This window comes from Wenyingzhuangia marina (assembly GCF_900130035.1).
In the GTDB taxonomy this organism is placed as follows: domain Bacteria; phylum Bacteroidota; class Bacteroidia; order Flavobacteriales; family Flavobacteriaceae; genus Wenyingzhuangia; species Wenyingzhuangia marina.
The window spans coordinates 448,667-468,322 of the sequence record NZ_FQXQ01000002.1 but is presented as its reverse complement, the minus strand read 5'-3'; the positions used below and the strand labels follow the sequence as shown (position 1 = coordinate 468,322).

The following is a 19,656-nucleotide window of genomic DNA, read 5'->3' as shown; positions in this document are numbered from 1 at the left end:
TCCAAAAAAAAAGACAAGTGTTTCTTCATGTTTCTGATTAAAACTTCACTTGTTTTATTTACACTGTATAGATTAAGGATTGATAAACGACATGAAGTTTAAGCCTAACAGTTATAATATTGGTATTGTTAGGTGAAGTTTATAAAAACAAAAAACCACAACAATGATGTTGTGGTTTTTAATGTGGTGCCTCCAGGAATCGAACCAGGGACACAAGGATTTTCAGTCCTTTGCTCTACCAACTGAGCTAAGGCACCATGCTTAACTTAGCGGTTGCAAATTTATACTTTTTTATAGATAAACAGTAGGTTTTTGCATAAAAAATAAACGTTTTTTTTAAATATTTTCTATGTTTCTTATTATGAGTATATTAAGTTATTATCCTTACTTAAATATATTTAGAAATCATATTTATCTTGGGTATCACGTAAGTTAAAAGTATTTTTACGTACTTATATAGAAATTATTAAATATGCGAATTGGTATAGTATGTTATCCTACGTTTGGAGGAAGTGGAGTAGTAGCTACTGAATTAGGAATGGCATTGGCTCAAAAAGGTCATGAAATACATTTTATCACCTATCATCCGCCTGTGAGATTAGATTTGATTTCTAGCGGAATTCATTTTCATCAAGTACAAATAGAAGAATATTCTTTGTTTCACTATCAACCATATGAATTGGCATTGTCTAGTAAAATGGTTCAAATTGTAGAGAAGCACGATTTAGAATTATTGCATGTACATTATGCAATTCCTCATGCGTATGCAGCCTATATGGCCAAAAAAATGTTACAAGAAAAAGGAATTGATATTAGAGTTGTAACCACTTTACACGGTACTGATATCACTTTGGTAGGAAGCCACCCTAATTATAAAACAGCTGTAGAATTTAGTATTAATCATTCTGATGTTGTTACAACAGTTTCCAATAGTTTAAGAGAAGATACTTATCGATTATTTGATATTAAAAGAGAAATCGAAGTTGTTTATAATTTTATTGAATTAGAAAAATATGAGAACCATCCTTTAAAAGGAAGCGATTGCCAAAGAGGTAGTATTGCTACAGAGGAGGAGTTTATTTTTACACATATTAGTAATTATAGACCTGTAAAGAGAGCTAAGGATGTAGTGAAGATATTTGCAAAGGTACTAGAAGTAAAACCCGCAAAATTAATTTTAGTTGGGGAAGGACCTGAAATGGTAGATGTAAAACATTTAGCTAGAGAATTAGGGGTGTTTGATAAAATTGTGTTTTTAGGAAACAGTACAGAGGTTGATAAAATTTTATGTTATTCTGATGTGTTTTTATTGCCTTCAAGGTCTGAAAGTTTTGGATTGGCTGCTTTAGAAGCCATGGCAGCAAAAACTCCAGTAATTTCAACAAATACAGGAGGTTTACCAGAAGTAAATGTTCACGGGGTAACAGGGTTTTTAAGCAATGTAAAAGATGTGGATGACATGGCTAAAAATGCCTTAAAATTAATTGAAAGTAGAGAGGTTTTAAATAGATATAAGCAAAATGCTTTAGAGAGAGCTAAAGAATTTAGTATTGATAATGTATTGCCAAAATATGAAGCCATATATAAAAGTTTGGTGCTTACAGCTTAATAATAAAACTTAATTGCATAAAAAAAGTCTTCATAGAAATATGAAGACTTTTTTTATATGGTATATAGAATGATTTACATTTTTTTCATTTGATCTTTCATCATTTTAATCTGATCAGTAAGCATTCCGTGTTTGTCTAATTTTTTAGCTTCGTTTAATAAAGTAGTTGCTTCCCTTTTTCTACGTTTACTCATGGCAATACCCGCTAAGTTTAATTTTGCCATGGCAATATCGTGACTCATACGCAATCCAATTCCCAAAGCTTTTTTAAATAACTTTTCTGATTGAGTCATGTTTTTTTGAGCCAATAAAATAGCTTGTAAATAGTAAAAGTATGCTTGTTGAGAAGTGATTAAAGCCATTTCTGGTTTTTTAATTTTATCTAACCACTTAGCAGTTCCTTCCATATTTTGCTTTCTCATTTGTAAAAAAGCCAATAATAAAATTTCATTTTTGAAATATAAGAAGACAAAAATACCAGCTAACAATAGTAATAAAATACCATTACCTATATTTTCATCAATAAACTGTAATACAGCCAATACAGTAACTCCTACTGCTAAAACTAATTTTAAATACTTGTGAAACATATGAATTGTTTGGTTTTATAGATTCGCGAATTTACATTAATATTTGCGGAAATTAGAATGCTAGTTATTTTTTATAATATTTTTTAAATTTTAAGTAGGCTAAAACTCCCAGTACAGCTACTATTACAACAGAATAGTAAACAAAACTAGGGGTTACTACTTGGTCTCCACTTGCATAAGAATGTAATCCTGATAGGTAAAAGTTTACTCCAAAATAGGTCATCATAATACTTGCAAAAGCGTATACTGATATAATGTTAAACGTGAATTTACCTCTAAGACCAGGAACCAAACGCATGTGTAACACAAAAGCATAAATCATAATACTAATTAAAGCCCAAGTTTCTTTAGGATCCCATCCCCAGTAACGACCCCAACTTTCGTTAGCCCACATACCTCCTAAAAAGTTTCCTATGGATAACATAACCAAACCAACCGTCATACTCATTTCGTTGATAATAGTTAGTTCATCAATTTTAATTTTTAGAGATTTTTTGTTTTTAGCGGTGGTTAAAATCATTAAGATTAAAACAACCAATCCCAAAATCATACTTAATGTAAATGGTCCGTAACTAGCTACAATAATGGCTACGTGAATCATTAACCAATATGAGTTTAATACAGGTTGTAAGTTAGCAATTTGTGGATCCATCCAGTTCCAGTGTGCAATCATTAAAATCATGGCAGTAACAAAAGTTGTAGCAGCAATTGTTAAAGATGATTTTTTTCCAAAAATTAATCCGAATAACATGGTTGCCCATGCAACATAAATAATGGACTCGTAAGCATCAGACCAAGGAGCGTGTCCGCTAATAAACCAACGGACTCCTAAACCTGCTGTTTGTAATATAAATAAGAAAATAACAATTCCTATAGAACCTTTAATTAAAGCCCTAACAATTTTCCCATCTTTAAATATTTGGAAAATAATTAACAAAAATAAAATGGTACTGATGTAGGTGTAATAGGAAAATAACTTTTTGAAAATATCATACTTGTTATAAGTAATTTCGTAATCTATTTTCTTTTGACTAGGATATACTTCAGCTCCATATTTTTTCTGAAAGTTTTTAATTCCTCCTAAAATTTCATTGGCATCTGCATAATCACCACTTTGTTTTGCTTGCCATAAAGTTTGTTTGTAAGCTGGTAATATTTGTTTAACAAAAACAGAATCGGTTCCTTTAAATCCAGCAGTTTCTAACTCTAATTGAGAAACCCACTTGTTGTTGTCATCATCTATTTTAGGGTAAATTCGTAAAATACTTCCACTGATAGCTGTGTATAACAAACCTACACGTTTGTCTATATTGATGACATCTTTTTCAAAAGCACTTTTAATTTGACTTTTTTCTGCCTCTGCAACGTAGGATACCAATTTGTAATTTCCTCTAGGATCTATAAAATTAGATAGTGAAGCATATTTTGACTTGACATCAATTCCTAAAACGGTTCTGATTTTTTCATCATTTCTTTCTAAATAAATCACAGGAGCATCAAACCAAAGTCTAGGATTTTCTACAATAGATAAAAATACTTGATTGGCATCTAAACCTTCATAAGTTTCACTTTTACTTACTTTTCTTAATAGTTCACTAGCGAAAGTATTGATTGGTTTCATACGACCTCCGGCATCTTGAATTACAATTTTACTAAATTCAAGTGCATGTTCTGGTTTAGCAGCATTTTTAACAATGGCCTCTTTTACCTTTTCTGGAGATAAAGTTTCCATTTGATGGTTGTGAGTTTCTTCAGCAGTATGATTATGTCCTTCATGACTTTCCTCTTGTGCTACTTCAGCAGCATGGTTGTGACCTTCGTGATTGTGATCTTCATTTGTGTGTTGAGCAAAACCAAAAGTAGAAGTGAGGCCTAAAACTAAAGCAATCACAGTAGTTTTACTTTTTAATTTTCTAAGTTTTTGACCCAATTGACCAAAACGAGAATTTTTCATAAATAAAATCATCATCAATCCAGTGTATAACATAGAGTAACCAATGTAAGTAATGGTAGTTCCAATAGTATCGTGGTTTACAGATAGTCTGGTTTCTTCTTTAGGTCCAGACAAATCATAACTTGCTTGGAAAAACTTATATCCTCTGTAATCTAAAATATGATTCATAAAAATTCTGAAATCAAAAGTATTATTTTGTTCTTCATCAAAAACAGTGATTTCACTAGCGAAAGAAGCAGCAGATTCTGAACCTGGATATTTTTCTAATTGGAAATCGTTTAATTTAATAGAAAATGGAAGTTTTAAAATTCTAGAACCGTATGATAAATTAAAATTCAAATCGGCCAAAGTAAAAGTAACGGGTTTGTTAGAGGTGTATTTTCCTCCTTTTACTTGTATCAATGTCATTTTATCATTTGAGGTAACTTTAAAAGTTAACAAAGCTTCAGGAAAGGCTTTTTTATCTTTTGCAGAAATCACCTTCATTTCTCCAGTAATTGGTTTTTCTGGTACCACAAAACTTAGTCCTGCAATTTGATGTAAACTTAAATAATTAAACTTTTCAGAAGTATTAGCCGTAATATTTCCTTGAAATTGATCGGCCATACGCATAAAAGTACCATCTAAATTAGACTCTAGAAATAAGGTTCCATCTTTATCTGTAAAGTTGATAGAAGCATTTTCTGCATTTTCATATCCTACTAAAATTCCATGAATATTTTCTAAAGTTCCTTTTTTAATATAGTGGTCATGTCTAGATCCTTCACTAGATTCTACAAAATGTAAAAAAGTTTCTCCGTTTTCAGACTGAGTAAATTCAGTTTTTGCATTTGGAATATAATCAGTTAATTCAAAATCAATGTCTTGACCTCTAAAATCTGTAGAAAAATGATATGATGCTTTTCCTTTGGCAGAAAGTAAAATAGGACTGTGTACGTATTTTTCTTCTTTAAAGTTATGAACGTTGATGTTTAAGTAGGTAGTTTCCGAAAAAAACTCATTGGTTGTTTCTCCTTCTACAATTGGCATTACTCCTTCATAGCTTACATATCTTGTAACAGCAGCTCCAATAATAATAAGTAGGAAAGAAACATGGAATAATAAAATTCCCCATTTTTCTTTTTTATGTAGTTTGTATTTAAAAATATTTCCGAAAAAGTTAATTACAAATAACAACATAATGGCTTCAAACCACCATGTGTTATATACCAAAGCCTTAGAGGTTTCTGTACCGTAATCATTTTCTATAAAGGTTGCAATTCCCATAGCTGCAGCAAAAACTACAAATAGAATAGCCATTAGACGAGTACTGTATAAAATATTCCAGATTTTTTTCATGGGTAACATTAAATTTTTGAGGTGCTAAATTACGTAATAAACCTCTAACAGTCGTCAATATTAGTGCCAATCTAGGTTGTTTTTTGTTTTTAATAAAGGAAATAAATAAGAGATAGTATTTGATTTAATTGGCATTAATTTCTAATATTGCCCTAAACATATTTTTATTTATGAAAAATTATCAAGTTGCGGTTGTTGGTTCAGGTCCTTCAGGTGCTTCAGCAGCATTCCATTTGGCAAAAGCAGGTATTAAAACAGTTATTTTAGAAAAAGAAATATTGCCAAGGTATAAAGTTTGTGGGGGAGGATTTGTATACAGAGGAAGAAAAAACATGCCTTTTGATGTTTCCGAAGTTGTAGATATTGAGTTTAATAGAATTGATGTTTACATGGGAGAGGATTTGCACTTTATAACCGAAAGAGAAAATCCAATTGTTTCATTGGTTATGAGAGATACTTTTGATCAATTAATTGTAAACAAAGCCAAAGATTTAGGCGTTGAAATTATTGAAGATTGCAAAGTAAAATCACTCAATAAAGTTGATGGGTTGGTTGAAATTGAAACTACCCAAGGTTTGATTAAAACACAATTTGTGATTGCTGCAGATGGAGTTTATAGTCAGGTTGCAAAAATGGCTGGTTGGAAAGAAGATACTCGTACTTTAATTCCTGCATTGGAATATGAAATAGAAGTAAACGAAGCTGATTTTGAAAGACTTTCTAAAGAAATTCGCTTTGATATTGATGCTATTCCTGCTGGTTACGGATGGTGTTTCCCTAAGAAAAATCATTTGTCAATTGGAGTAGGAGCCATTTTAAAAGACGATAAAAAAATAAAAGAGTATTGTGCTGATTACATTAAGTTTTTAGGAATTGAAGAAATCTTAAGTATTGAAAAGCACGGATATCAAATTCCTGTAACTCCTCGATTAGATGGTTTTGTAAAAGACAATGTTTTTTTAATAGGTGATGCTGCTGGGTTTGCAGACCCATTAACTGCCGAAGGAATCTCAAATGCAATATTAAGTGGTAAATTAGCTGCAGAAGCAATAGCACAATCTAACGGAGATGAAGAAAAAGCCGCTAAAATTTATTCAGATATTATAGAAGATACTTTAATGCCAGAATTATTAACGTCAATGAAATTGGCTAAAGTATTTTATGGTAGTAAAATGGTGAGAAAATTTTTATTAAAAAATTATGGTCAACACTTTAGTGAAGCCATGACAGATATTTTTATGGGAGAAAGAACTTACCCAAAAGACATTAATAAAAAGATAAAAGAAAAATTAAAAGGATTGGTTTTTTAAAATAATTCCATTCACACTTAATAAAAGTCTGCTAGCATTACTAAAATAATGATAGCAGACTTTTTTTATATTGCTTTTTTAAGGTATTTAGAGCAAAAACATCTTAAAAAAAGATTAATAACAATCTTTTTTTAAGAATAATATATTTCTATTTTTTAATAGTGTTTTCAAGTTAATTCTCATTTAATAATAGTCTATATTTGAGTAGTAGTTGCTATTGACTGTATAATTAAAGTGCTGAAAATTTGAGATATGCGTTTACGTGCAAGTTGTTTTTTTAAGTTCGAAATTTCAGAACCCACACCTTTTATTTTAATGTTAAGGCCAAGAAGTGGAGCACATCAATGGGTAGAAAAAGAAGAATATAGAATTTTTCCTAGTATTCCTGTTTTTGAGTTTACGGATAGTTACGGAAATCTTTGTCAGCGGTTAATTGCAAATCCTGGTGAGTTTTCAATTGTTACTTCTTCGGAGGTAGTTACTTCAAATTTTATAGACGAAGGTTTTAGAGCCCCATTTATTGAAATTCAGAATTTACCTGATGGAGTATTGAGTTATTTGTTGCCTAGTAGATATTGTGAGTCGGATTGTTTTAATGATTTGGCGATGAGTATTGGAGAGGGGCAGTATTTAGGGTACAATCAGGTTGCTGCTATAACAGAGTGGTTGCGTAATAATATTCAATACATACCTGGAAGTAATAATGAGCCTTTGTCTGCTAACCAAGTTAGAAATAAAGGTTTTGGAGTTTGTAGAGATTTGGCACATTTAGGAATTGCTTTGTGTAGAAGTTTAAGCATTCCTGCTAGGATTGTTGTAGGTTATTTGCATGGTTTAAATCCGATGGATATGCATGCTTGGTTTGAGGCTTATATAGGAAATAGATGGTATACTTTTGATGCCACTCAAATAGGAAATCCTGGAGGTTATGTGGTTTTAGGGTTTGGTAGAGATGCTGCTGATGTAGCAGTATTTAATCAATTTGGTCCTTCTGTTTATCCTATTGAACAAAATGTTCAGGTTGAAGAAATCTTTTAGAATGTTTATCTTTCCATTCTAAAAAAATAACTCATGTCATTACACAGTAAGAAAATAAAATGGGGAATTATAGGTTTGGGAAATATAGCTCAAAAATTCGCCAAAGATTTAGCAACCATTTCTGATGCAGAATTATATGCAGTTGCTTCAAGAAGTCAAGAAAAGTCTGATAAGTTTGCTGATGAATTTAATGCGACCATTGCTTATGATACATATGAAGCATTGGCAAAAGATAAAAATGTAGATGCTGTTTATATAGCTACACCACACAGTTTTCATAAAGAACACACTATTCTTTGTTTGATGAATAACAAAGCAGTTTTGTGTGAAAAACCATTTGCAATGAACATTAAAGAAGTTCAGGAAATGATGACCGTTGCAAAAAAGCAAAACGTTTTATTGATGGAAGCGATGTGGACTTACTTTTTACCACACTACCAATATGTTTTAGAATTGATTAAAAATAAAACTTTAGGAGAAGTTATTTCTTTAGAAGCAGATTTTGGGTTTAATAAACCCTTTGATGCTGAAGATAGATTGTTTAAAAAAGAAGTAGGAGGAGGAAGTTTGTTAGATATTGGAATCTATCCTATTTTTGCGGCTTTAACTACCTTAGGAACTCCAGATAAAATAGAAGCCCAAGCTACTTTTTTTGAGAATGGAGTAGATGCTAGTTGTGATATAGTTTTTCAATATCAAAACGCAAAAGCATTTTTAAAAAGTGCTATCCAAGAACAAACTGCTACACAAGCTATTTTTACTTGTGAACAAGGAATTATAAAAATAAATACAGAATTTCATATTCCTACTTCAGTAACTATTATCAAAAATGGAAAAGAAGAAATAATTGATTTTGGAGTTAAAACCATTGGTTACAATTATGAAACAGAGCATTTTAATCAATTACTTAGAGAAGGAAAAAAAGAAAGTAATATCATGACTTTTGATTTTTCTAAAAAACTGATTGAAACCTTAGATATAGTAAGAGAAAAAATAGGCTTAGAGTATTAATTCTATTTAAAACTAAAAGAATCAAACAGTACATAGTTTTCTTGAGTTGGTAATTGTTCTCCCATAAATGATAAGTTTTCAAGACTGTTATGTACTGTAAATTTATGTTTGGTTTTTATTTGCGTTTGTAATGTTTTTACCAGAATATTATTGATATACCATTTTACAAAATATTTATGGTCGTTTTCAATTAGTTCTATTTTAAAAGAATGCCATTGTTCGGTAGCTACTTTAAAAATTTCTGAAGTATGTGGATGGTGTTGCGATGTACAATGGACAATAGCCTCACTCGGTTTAGCTGCTACTTGTGTTCTATCAGCAATGGTTCCCGATCCTATTTCAAAATCTATTTCATAAGGTGTTTTTCCAGAATGATATATAAAAGCACCAATGCTACACTGGTCATTAATATTATATTGAGGAACATAAATCTTCCATTCATAAGTTCCAATGCCAAAATTTTTTCGTTTGGTTTTTACTTTTATTCTATCCTTACTATTAGCTCTTGTAGTAATTTTTAAAGCATTATTTTCTAATTGATAAGACTTTGGATGTCCAAAAGAATTGTCTTTCCAATTTTGATGAAAGACGTCTATATTGTTAAAATCTTCTGAAAAAGGAATATTTTCTACCACTTCTTTTTTATGAAATAAATTGCTTTTACAACTACCTAATAAAAAAATGCTTACCATTAGAAAAAGAGCAGTAAGACGATTCATATAAAAGGATATAATTAGATTGATATTTAAATATAGTGTTTTTTATAAAATACATCAGTAAACAAAACCGCCAACCTTAATTAATTAAGATTGGCGATTTTATATGTTGAAAATTAAAGGTTAACTTTTTTTCATATCTATTAAAATAGAGAAAGTTTTATTGATGTCTGACTCTTTAACCACAATAGTAATTTCATGGGTAGTAGAGATAATTTCTTGTACAGGAATATCTGCCCAAGCCAATTGTTTTAAGATAAAATAATAAATACCAGATTGTTGAGAATTAGATTTTGGTAACTTAATAGTAATAGAAGCTAATTCATCTGCAGAAGATAGTAGTAATTCCGATTTAAAAATTTCAGATACTTTATCGTGTAATTTTCTACTGGTAATAATATTTGTTTCAAAAATACCTTGAGAAATAGTAAAGAAATAATCTTTGTCTTCTCCAAATTCTTTAATCAAATCAGAAATACATTTTAATAATGTAGGGGTGTTTTTAAAAGTAAAATTTCCCAAATCAGAACGTACAATAAAATCTCCTAAAGTTAAGGTTATTTTTTTGATGTTCTTTCTAATTTTTAAAATGCTTGAAGGTGATAGTCTATTGATAGCCATCATAATAGCTCCAGATTTCACTTCCTTATTTAAATCTTTTTCAACGTCAGGTTGAATGACTCTTGCCAATGAAGAAACGTTAATTAACTTGTCATTTAACGCCTCTTCTAAAAAAGGTGTTTTTCTAATAATCCCCTCAACAGATTCCTGTATGGTTTTCATACCTGTTCAAATTTTAACAATTAGTATCAAGATGTAAAGATATTATTATTTTTTTGTACAGATAACACTTTTGTGAAACCTTTGCGCTTTTATTGCCCTAGGCAATAAATTAGAAACTAGAAACACAAACAAGAGACTAATTAAGAACAAGTATGAAAGTATTAAAATTTGGAGGTACCTCAGTAGGGAGCCCAGAAAGCATCAAAGAAGTTGCGAACATTGTAAGAAATGTTGCGGGACAAAAAACTGTTGTTTTGTCTGCAATGTCTGGTACAACCAATGCTTTACATGAAGTTGCGGATCATATCATTAATTATAGAGAAGAAGAAGCAAATGATTTAATTAATGTATTAATAGGAAAATACGTTGATGTGGTAAATGAATTGTTGGCTGAAAAAGAAAATCAAGACGAAGCTATAGAATTGGTTTCTGAAGTTTTTGAATATATTAGAGAGCATATTGGAATTGAAATTCCATCAAAGCAAATAGAAAAAAACATTGTAGCACAAGGAGAAGTTTTATCTACTAACTTATTTAATTTCCATTTAAAAGAATTAGGAGCCAATGCGTTATTGGTGTCAGCATTTGATTTTATGGCAATTGATGAGGCTAATGAGCCTGTAATTGAAAAAATTACTAAAGAATACGGTAAAATTGTTGAAGCTAACAAAGAAGTTGAGATTTTTGTAACACAAGGATATATTTGTTTAAGCGATACAGGAAAAATAGACAATTTAAAAAGAGGAGGATCTGACTATTCTGCTTCTTTAATTGGTGCAGCTATTTTGGCAGAAGAAATTCAGATTTGGACAGATATTGATGGAATGCATAACAACGATCCTCGTTTTGTAGAAAATACTTTTTCACTAAAAGAACTTTCTTTTGATGAGGCTGCTGAGTTGGCATATTTTGGAGCTAAAATTTTACATCCACAATCTGTAATTCCTGCTCGCAAAGCGAATGTACCAGTTTTGTTAAAAAATACTTTTGAACCTAACGCAGCAGGAACTATTATTAAAAACTGTGAAGTACCAAGTGGTGTAAGAGCTATTGCTGCCAAAGATGGTATTACAGCAATAAAAATTAAGTCATACAGAATGTTAATGGCTTATGGTTTCTTAAAAGGAGTATTTGAAGTATTTGAGAAGTATAAAACTTCTATTGATATGATTACTACTTCTGAGGTAGCAGTATCTGTTACGATTGATGATACTACTCACTTAAATGAAATTGTTGCAGAATTAAAAGAAATAGGTTCTGTAGAAGTAGATTCTGATTTAAGTATTGTTTGTTTGGCTGGTGAATTTTCATCAAAAAGAACAGGAGCAGGGATTCCAATTTTAACCAGTTTAGGAAATGTACCTATTCGTATGATTTCTTATGGAGGTTCTAATTACAATGTGTCATTGGTAATTAATACTGAAAATAAAAAAGAAGCACTGGTTGCCTTAAACAAAGGATTATTTTAGTCAATAATTATTCATATTTTGATGAGGTAAAATCGAAAAAAAGTTTATTTTTGCATTTATAACTCACGAATAAAAGATTTAATATAAAATGGATATTTCACAATTCTTAGGATTTTTAGCATTCTTATTTGTATTTACAGCTGGTTTTTGGTTGTTAATTTTCTTATTAACTTTTGTAGTACCTTACTGGATTACAGGAACAATCATTGAAAACTTTCAGTTAAAAGCAGCCGCTAAAAAACAGAAATAGTAAAATATTTCATTAAAAAATATATAAAGCCTAGTAGAAATTCTGCTAGGCTTTTTTTATAGTGCTTCCTTTGTCTTTTGTATCTTTATTTTACAAGAATATCATTATGAATTCACAATTTAAGAACACACTTATTACTAGTACTCAAGCTAAAGATGCTATTGAAAAAGAAATTATACAAACTTTGTGGAGTGGTTATGGTAAAATTGTGAGATATGAACTAATAGAAAGTTCTATCAAACAGGCTGTGGTCAAATGGGTACAACTACCCAAGGCAAAAGAACATCCTAGAGGATGGAATACCAATATTTCTCATTACAGAAAGGTAAAATCTTATCAAGTGGAAACCGCTTTTTATAAAACATATGCCCAGCAATGTGATATGTTTTGTAGAATCCCTAAACTGTATGCTGTTGATACTTATAATGATGAGGTTTTATTAGTGTTAGAAGATATAGATCTGGTAGGGTTTTCTAGCAGAATCCATAATGTTTCTTGGAATCACATTAAGGCTTGTGTGCAATGGTTAGCAAATTTTCATGCTACTTTTTTACAACAAGAACCTAAAGATTTGTGGGAGATTGGTACCTATTGGCATTTAGACACTAGACCAGAAGAATTAGAAGTATTAGAAGACAAATCTTTAAAAGAGATGGCTTTTAAAATTGATGAAAAACTAAACAATGCAATTTATAAAACCTTTGTACATGGTGATGCTAAATTGGCCAATTTTTGTTTTTCTAAAGATGGTTCAAAAGTTGCAGCAGTAGATTTTCAATATGTTGGTGGAGGATGCGGCATGAAAGATTTGGCTTATTTTATGGGAAGTTGTTTGTCTGAAGAAGATTGTAAAGAATACGAAACAGAAATTGTAGATTTTTATTTCAATAGTTTAGAAAAAGGAATATTAACCAAAAATATAACTGTTGATTTTAAGGAGGTTGAAAAAGAATGGAGGGCATTATTTCCTGTTGCTTGGACAGACTTTCACCGGTTTTTAAAAGGATGGAGTCCTTCACATTGGAAAATTAATAGTTATAGCGAGCAAGTAGCTCAACAAGTAATTAAATCATTAAAATAATATGGAATTAGATATAAAGGATTTAGAAGTTTTAAGAGATATTGCAAAAAAAGCAGCTTTAAAAGCGGGAAAACATGTGATAGCTTGTTTTGGAACTAATTTTAAAATTGGAAGTAAAAATAAGGGTGGTAGTTTGGCTGCTGATGTGGTGACAGAGGTTGATATAAAATCTCAAGAAATCATTTTTTCTAGCTTACAAGAAAGTATTAAAAAGTACGATTTAGGTTGGTTAGGTGAAGAATCTGAAGATGATAAAAGTAGGCTAATCAAAGATTATTTTTGGACAGTAGATCCTATTGATGGTACCTTGCCTTTTACTAAAAAAACACCAGGTTTTGCTGTAGCTATTGGTTTGGTCAATAAAAAAGGAGAAGCAGTTGTGGGAGTGGCTTATGATCCTTATCACGATCATTTGTACGATGCAGTTAAAGGAGGAAAAGTTTATAAAGATGGAGCTGAATTTACCATTCAATACAACAAAAACAAAGGTTTAACTTTTTATAGCGATTTAAGTTTTGTGTCCTCCGGAGCACATCCTTATTTGGTGCAATCATTAGAAAGAATTTCTTTAGAAAAATACAATGCACCGCTTGAAGTAGTGACTCATCAAGGAGCGGTAATGAATGCGATGGGAGTTTTAGAAAATGCTCCTGCAGTATATATAAAACCTCACAGAGATAAGTTGGGTGGTGGCTGCGCTTGGGATTTTGCCGCTAGTTCTTGTATTGCAGAGGCAGCAGGTTGTGTGCCAACAGATTATTTTGGAAATAAAATCAACTTAAATAAAGAAGAAAGTACTTATATGAACAATGAAGGAATTAAATATGAAGTTTGGTAAGAGGTTAGTCTAATATTTCAAACTCAATATCTACATCCACTTCAGGCCATTCAGAATTACCATCTAATTTTTGATTGATAATTTTATCAATCACATCAAAGCCACTGGTTACTTGTCCAAAAACAGTATGTTCAAAGTTTAGGTGAGAACAGTCAACACTGGTTTGCATGATGAAAAACTCGAAAGGATTTGATTTTTTTTCAGGATTATTTACCCATCTTCTAGTGGCAGATAAAGCTCCTTTTTTATGAATAATTCCTTTTCTAAACTCAGGAGGAATTCTATAATTATTTAATTGACTTCTATATTTCTGAACAATTTCAGTGTCAGACCAACCTCCTTGAATAATAAAGTTTTTTACAAGTCTGTGGAAGCAAGTTTTGTTGTAGTATCCATTTTTTATCAAATAAATAAAACTAGCTCTGTGTAAAGGAGTTTCTTTAAACAGGGTAATATGCATATTACCTAAACGAGTTTTTAATAATAGTTTTGTTTCAGGATTTTTTTTACCATATTCAGTAAAAAATCTACGCACATTTTTTTCGTTTATTACATCTTTAACTAAAAGAGTGTCTTTTTTAACAATTGGTATTGTAGGTTTCTTTTCAACAATTTCTTGTTTTGGTGGAGCAGGGGGAGTAGGTGTTTTGGTAGCTTGTTTGTTAGAAGATTTGTTGTCACAAGCCATGAGCATTATGATTAAAAATAATGCTGTAAAGTATTTTGTATGTTTAATTATTTTATTCAATAATACCGGCATATAAGCTTTTAACAATTCCATCAGAAAGTCCAATTTTTGGCACGTATATTTTTTTAGCATCAGACCATTTCATAGCAGAAACATAAATTTTGGTTGCTGGTATAATTACATCGGCTCTATCTTGATTTAAGTTTAGTTCAGAAATACGTTCATCGTAAGTCATGGCTTTTAAATATTTGTAGTTAGCCTTCATGTAAATAAAAGAAAGTGGAGAACCATCTGTTCTACCCGACATTTTGTAGATTTTATTGATGTTTCCTCCAGAACCAATTAAACTAATGTTTTTAATCCCTTTTGTGTTGTGTTTTACCCAATCTTTCATTTCTTCCCAAATACCACTCAATGCATCTTTTTGGTTTAACATACGAACGGTACCTACTTTAAAAGATCTAGAGTTGGCTATTTCTCCTTTTTTATAAATGGTCATTTCTGTACTACCACCACCTACATCAACATAAAGATAAGATTTGCTGTTGTCTAATAATTCTCCCAAATCCGTAGCTGCAATAATCTGGGCTTCAATTTCACCATCAATAATGTCTATTTTAATTCCAGTTTTTTTTAGAATTCTATTGATGACATACTCACCATTAGAAGCATCTCTCATAGCTGAAGTTGCACAAGCCTTATATTTTTCAACTTTATGAACGCTCATTAATAATTGAAAAGCATTCATGGCATCTGTAAGCCTCATGATGTTTTTTTCCGATATTTCTCCTACACCAAAAGTATCTTCTCCTAAACGGATTGGAACACGAACCAAAGCAGATTTTTTAAACTTTACTTTGTCGTTTTCATCATTCTCAATAATGTCAGCAATAAGTAATCTTACTGCGTTGGAACCAATATCAATGGCTGCATATTTTTTTATACGAATCAAAATAGTCTCTTTTAAATTAGTATTTAATCTTTATGGTTTGCTGGAAATTCTTTTAATACTGTTTTACCAGATTTAATGTTTTTCCAATGTTCCGTGTCAAATTGGATCCCAATGACTCCACAAGTTGGTACATGAGAAATAGGTTTGCTACCAAACGTATTTACAAAAGTATTAATTCCATGGTCGTGACTAAATACAATAGCAGAATCATAAGCATCGTCTAAAGCACGTATTGTTTTTACCAAATAACCATCGCTAAAACTGTATAAAGATTTACTGATTTTTAAGTTTGCCATGGGGAATCCCATTACGTTACAAAATATAATTCCAGTATGTAATGCTCTATTGGCACAACTAGCTATAAAAGCATCTGGTTTTTTAATTTTTTCTTTAAGAACATTGGCTAATAAATATGCGTCTTTAATACCTCTCTTTTTTAGCGGTCTGTCTATATCTTGAATTCCTTCATACTCCCATGAAGATTTTGCGTGTCTTACAATGTAAATAGTTTTCATGTGAATTGTTTATTTATGGAGCCAATCTTTCAATTTTCCATTCAAAATTTTCTAATAATGTATATCTAATTCTATCATGCATTCTGTTGGGTCTTCCTTGCCAAAACTCAACAGATACAGGTTTAATAATGTATCCTCCCCAATGTTCTGGTCTCGGAATTTCTTTTCCTTCAAATTTTTTTGTGAAAGCTTCTAATTGATGGTTTAAAATATCTTTTGAAGATACCACTTCACTTTGATTAGATGCCCATGCTCCTAATTTACTACCCTCAGGTCTACTTTCAAAATAACCATCAGATAAATTTTCTGGTATTTTTTCAGCTTTTCCTTTAATGATGACTTGTCTTTCTTGATGTTCCCAGAAAAAAGATGCACAAACATTAGGGTTGTTGGCTATAGCTTTTCCTTTTTCGCTGTTGTAATTGGTGTAAAAAACAAATCCTTCCCAAGTAAAACGTTTTAAAAGCACAATTCTACTTTTAGGAAAACCATCTAAACCTATGCTGGCAATGTTCATTGCATTGGTTTCCGATCCACTTTCAGCACTCTCGGCTTCGTGAAACCATTGTTGAAAAAGCTCAATTGGGGCTTCGGGAACATTTGCTTTTAGCAGTTCTCCTTTTTGATATACTTTACGATAATTACTTAAATCGTTGTTCATTTTTTTTGTTTGATAAGATAAAGTCCTATATAAGTGATGGTTCCGTTAATAAGCAATAATTCATATCCAAATTGGAAACCGTTAAATAGTACTACACTATATTCATTGATAAAATAACTAAAAATTATAGCAATAATGGCAATAAATAACACCCATTTGTCGTGAATTTTATGTTTGGTAAAAATTCCAAACGAGAACAGTCCTAAAAGAGGTCCATAGGTGTAGGTGGCCACTTTTAATAAATTACTGATGACATTTTCACTTAAAATATACTTAAAAGAAATAATGGTTAAAATTAAAACCAGAGACATGTATACATGTGTTTTTTTTCTTGTTTTTTCTTGTTCTTTTTTAGGTTTGTTTTCAATCTTTAAAAAATCGATACAAAAAGAGGTGGTTAAAGAAGTTAAAGCACTGTCTGCACTTGAATAAGCTGCAGCAATTAATCCCAATAAAAAAATAATTGAGGCACCAATCCCTAATCCTCCGTTTAAAGCTATTTCAGGAAATAATAAATCTGTTTTTGTTTTTCCATCTTGTACGGGAATAGCTATTCCTTCTTTTTGAGCATAAGTAAATAACAAAGCCCCTAACAATAAAAATAAAAAATTAATAACAATTAGAGAAGGAGCAAAAGACAACATGTTCCATTGTGCTTCTTTAGTGTTTTTACAAGCCAAGTTTTTTTGCATCATGTCTTGATCTAATCCTGTCATGGCAATGGCAATAAAAGCTCCTCCTAATATAGACTTTACCCAATGTTTTTTATCGTTAAAATCATCGTTAAAAAATATTTGTCCATAGTTTTTATATTCTTTAGAAGTAATAAAATCAAATAAAGTGGTGTCTAATTTTTGTAATAAAATATAGCCAATCACTATTAATGCTGTTAGCATAAACAAAGTTTGAAGTGTATCTGTCCATATAATGGTTTTAATACCTCCTTTAAAAGTATAAATCCAAATTAATAAAACAGAAAATACAACTGTGAGTTCAAAAGGAATATGCCAAGCATCAAAAATAAAATATTGTAATACTAGGGCAACCAAATACAGTCTAAACGAGGCTCCTAACACTCTAGAGACTAAAAAAGAAGCGGCACCAACTTTGTGGCTATTGGTTCCAAAACGTTGCTCTAAATAACCGTAAATAGAAGTAATGTTATATCTGTAGTAAAGAGGTAATAGAATATAAGCAATGGCCATATACCCTAAAAAATAACCGATTACTACTTGCATGTAGCTAAACTGACTGGTGGCCACCCAGCCTGGCACAGAAATAAAGGTAACACCTGATAAGGAAGCTCCAATCATTCCAAAAGCAACAATGTACCAAGGTGCTTTTTTATTGGCTTTAAAAAAAGATTCGTTGTTGTTTTCTTTCCCTGTTAGTACAGAAATTAGGTATAAAACAATAAAATATGCACCAACCAAAAGAGCTATTGTAATAGGAGTCATTTATTAAATTTAAGTGATGACCAAATTAAATATTTTTTTTATTCTATAATGCTATATGTGTACATTTGTGGACTTATGGATTTTTCATCAAAACTTTTAGAAAATGCAGTGAACGAGGTTTCTCAATTACCAGGAATTGGTAAAAGAACCGCATTGCGTTTGGTACTACACTTATTAAGACAACCCAAAGAGCAAACTCATTATTTAACCAAGGCTTTGAACACATTGGTTGATGATATTAAACTTTGTAAAAGTTGTCATAACATTTCTGATGTAGAACTTTGTGATATTTGTTCCAGTCATAAAAGAGATGAAACCATTGTTTGTGTGGTAGAGGATGTAAGAGATGTAATGGCTATTGAAAATACTTCTCAATTTCAAGGATTGTATCACGTGTTAGGAGGTAAAATTTCTCCCATGGAAGGAATTGGTCCTAGTCATTTAAAAATTGAAAGTCTTTTAGAAAAAGTAAAATCAGGTGTGGTAAAAGAATTGGTTTTTGCTTTGAGCTCTACCATGGAAGGAGATACGACCAACTTTTATATTTACAAACAAATTAAAGATTTTGATGTTAAAATATCTGCCATTGCTAGGGGAATTTCTGTGGGAGATGAATTAGAGTATGCAGATGAAGTTACTTTAGGAAGGAGTATTGTGAATAGAATTCCTTTTGAAAATTCACTTAGACAGTAGTCTAACTACTGATGCTGTTGTTGAGTTTGGAAAATATAATACAGCAAAGTTTTCAGCATCAAAGTTATAGACAAAAACAGATAAAGTAGCGGTGCTTTTTTCAAAATCATTGTAATATAAAGTACCATTTCCTAGTCCTTCATAAGCAACTGTACCTTGTAAAGCATATCTTTCGTCTAGAAAACGTAGTACTAAATCTTCGTAGTTGTTTTTATTAACATGTACACGTACATAGGTCAATTTATTCTCTTCATTAAAAATGTAGCTAATATAATCTGAAACATCTGAATAATCAGTGTATTTAATAGTATGCTCACTCTCGTTATCAGGGGATCCTAATATATTAATGAATTCTTTTTTTGTAAGCTTAAAGTTTAATAGCGGATCTGGATATAAGGTATATCTAGGGTTAACAGTAATAGAAAACTCAACATTGTTACGATCATTAGAAATAAATATGCTTGTATTTCCAACAAATCCAGCAGTTACCAATCCGTTTTCAGTTACTGTGGCATGAAATTTATTTTCTGATTCAAAAAGAATGTCTAAATCGGAAATGGCTTTTATTTGAAATTTATCTCCTTTATATAAAGATTTGAAAGTAGTTACAACTGTAATATCAGTATTGATATTTTCGTTTTTTGAGCATGAAAATAGAATAATTGATAAAAGTAGAAATGTAATTTTTTTCATACAATTAACA

At 30.8% G+C, this 19,656-nt stretch carries 19 protein-coding genes and 1 tRNA gene; 9 read left to right on the top strand and 11 right to left on the bottom strand.

Annotated elements, in window-relative coordinates; translation table 11 throughout:
* Positions 1-184: 184 nt before the first annotated feature.
* Positions 185-257: transfer RNA gene (locus BUB70_RS06055), tRNA-Phe, on the bottom strand.
* A 215-nt stretch (positions 258-472) separates the two neighbouring features.
* Here BUB70_RS06055 and bshA point away from each other — a divergent pair.
* Entirely contained in the window at positions 473-1,609 is a 1,137-nt protein-coding gene (bshA, locus tag BUB70_RS06050; RefSeq protein ID WP_073119375.1) for an N-acetyl-alpha-D-glucosaminyl L-malate synthase BshA, read from the top strand.
* A 74-nt stretch (positions 1,610-1,683) separates the two neighbouring features.
* Here the strand turns inward: bshA and BUB70_RS06045 are convergent, their stop codons facing one another.
* Together BUB70_RS06045 and ccsA are read right to left on the bottom strand one after the other, a co-directional pair.
* Positions 1,684-2,199, bottom strand: a complete 516-nt coding sequence (locus tag BUB70_RS06045) for a hypothetical protein (protein WP_073119373.1) — start codon at positions 2,197-2,199, stop codon at positions 1,684-1,686.
* A 64-nt stretch (positions 2,200-2,263) separates the two neighbouring features.
* Entirely contained in the window at positions 2,264-5,491 is a 3,228-nt protein-coding gene (ccsA, locus tag BUB70_RS06040) for a cytochrome c biogenesis protein CcsA (protein ID WP_073119804.1), read from the bottom strand.
* Between the two features lie 170 nt (positions 5,492-5,661).
* Between ccsA and BUB70_RS06035 the strand changes: the two genes are divergently transcribed.
* The 3 genes from BUB70_RS06035 to BUB70_RS06025 all read left to right on the top strand — a co-directional run bounded on the left by BUB70_RS06035 (position 5,662) and on the right by BUB70_RS06025 (position 8,850).
* Complete coding sequence (locus BUB70_RS06035; protein WP_073119370.1) at positions 5,662-6,801, top strand: NAD(P)/FAD-dependent oxidoreductase; 1,140 nt, start codon at positions 5,662-5,664, stop codon at positions 6,799-6,801.
* Positions 6,802-7,053: 252 nt separating this feature from the next.
* Positions 7,054-7,839 carry a transglutaminase-like domain-containing protein gene (locus tag BUB70_RS06030; RefSeq protein ID WP_073119368.1) on the top strand — a complete coding sequence of 262 codons (786 nt, stop codon included), beginning with the start codon at positions 7,054-7,056 and terminating at the stop codon, positions 7,837-7,839.
* Between the two features lie 33 nt (positions 7,840-7,872).
* On the top strand, positions 7,873-8,850 hold the full coding sequence (locus tag BUB70_RS06025) for a Gfo/Idh/MocA family protein (RefSeq protein WP_073119366.1): 978 nt from the start codon (positions 7,873-7,875) through the stop codon (positions 8,848-8,850).
* 2 nt (positions 8,851-8,852) lie between these two features.
* On the opposite strand, the gene BUB70_RS06020 is transcribed toward BUB70_RS06025, so the two are convergent.
* Positions 8,853-9,569, bottom strand: a complete 717-nt coding sequence (locus BUB70_RS06020) for a LamG domain-containing protein (protein WP_143155253.1) — start codon at positions 9,567-9,569, stop codon at positions 8,853-8,855.
* Positions 9,570-9,689: 120 nt separating this feature from the next.
* A complete protein-coding gene (locus tag BUB70_RS06015) occupies positions 9,690-10,349 on the bottom strand; it encodes a hypothetical protein (RefSeq protein ID WP_073119362.1) in 660 nt (219 codons plus the stop codon).
* A 152-nt stretch (positions 10,350-10,501) separates the two neighbouring features.
* Between BUB70_RS06015 and BUB70_RS06010 the strand changes: the two genes are divergently transcribed.
* From BUB70_RS06010 to BUB70_RS06000, 4 genes are all read left to right on the top strand, one after another.
* Positions 10,502-11,818, top strand: a complete 1,317-nt coding sequence (locus BUB70_RS06010; RefSeq protein ID WP_073119360.1) for an aspartate kinase — start codon at positions 10,502-10,504, stop codon at positions 11,816-11,818.
* 88 nt (positions 11,819-11,906) lie between these two features.
* Positions 11,907-12,068, top strand: a complete 162-nt coding sequence (locus BUB70_RS14150; RefSeq protein ID WP_169816819.1) for a hypothetical protein — start codon at positions 11,907-11,909, stop codon at positions 12,066-12,068.
* Positions 12,069-12,174: 106 nt separating this feature from the next.
* Complete coding sequence (locus tag BUB70_RS06005) at positions 12,175-13,149, top strand: oxidoreductase family protein (RefSeq protein WP_073119358.1); 975 nt, start codon at positions 12,175-12,177, stop codon at positions 13,147-13,149.
* Position 13,150: 1 nt separating this feature from the next.
* Positions 13,151-13,987: a 3'(2'),5'-bisphosphate nucleotidase CysQ family protein gene (locus tag BUB70_RS06000; protein ID WP_073119357.1), complete on the top strand. Its 837-nt coding sequence runs from the start codon at positions 13,151-13,153 to the stop codon at positions 13,985-13,987.
* 4 nt (positions 13,988-13,991) lie between these two features.
* Here the strand turns inward: BUB70_RS06000 and BUB70_RS05995 are convergent, their stop codons facing one another.
* From BUB70_RS05995 to BUB70_RS05975, 5 genes are read right to left on the bottom strand one after another with little or no spacing between them, the layout of a single operon-like run.
* On the bottom strand, positions 13,992-14,675 hold the full coding sequence (locus tag BUB70_RS05995; RefSeq protein WP_159431415.1) for a peptidylprolyl isomerase: 684 nt from the start codon (positions 14,673-14,675) through the stop codon (positions 13,992-13,994).
* 52 nt (positions 14,676-14,727) lie between these two features.
* Positions 14,728-15,627, bottom strand: a complete 900-nt coding sequence (locus BUB70_RS05990) for a Ppx/GppA phosphatase family protein (RefSeq protein WP_073119354.1) — start codon at positions 15,625-15,627, stop codon at positions 14,728-14,730.
* Positions 15,628-15,650: 23 nt separating this feature from the next.
* On the bottom strand, positions 15,651-16,142 hold the full coding sequence (locus BUB70_RS05985) for a SixA phosphatase family protein (protein ID WP_073119352.1): 492 nt from the start codon (positions 16,140-16,142) through the stop codon (positions 15,651-15,653).
* 13 nt (positions 16,143-16,155) lie between these two features.
* A complete protein-coding gene (gene pdxH, locus BUB70_RS05980; protein ID WP_073119350.1) occupies positions 16,156-16,803 on the bottom strand; it encodes a pyridoxamine 5'-phosphate oxidase in 648 nt (215 codons plus the stop codon).
* Positions 16,800-18,260, bottom strand: coding sequence for a sodium:solute symporter (locus tag BUB70_RS05975; RefSeq protein WP_073119348.1), 1,461 nt, complete (start codon positions 18,258-18,260; stop codon positions 16,800-16,802). The genes pdxH and BUB70_RS05975 overlap by 4 nt, the downstream gene beginning before the upstream one ends.
* Before the next feature lie 75 nt (positions 18,261-18,335).
* Between BUB70_RS05975 and recR the strand changes: the two genes are divergently transcribed.
* Entirely contained in the window at positions 18,336-18,953 is a 618-nt protein-coding gene (gene recR, locus BUB70_RS05970) for a recombination mediator RecR (RefSeq protein ID WP_073119346.1), read from the top strand.
* Here the strand turns inward: recR and BUB70_RS05965 are convergent.
* Positions 18,939-19,646, bottom strand: a complete 708-nt coding sequence (locus BUB70_RS05965) for an Ig-like domain-containing protein (RefSeq protein ID WP_073119343.1) — start codon at positions 19,644-19,646, stop codon at positions 18,939-18,941. The genes recR and BUB70_RS05965 overlap by 15 nt on opposite strands.
* Positions 19,647-19,656: the final 10 nt, after the last annotated feature.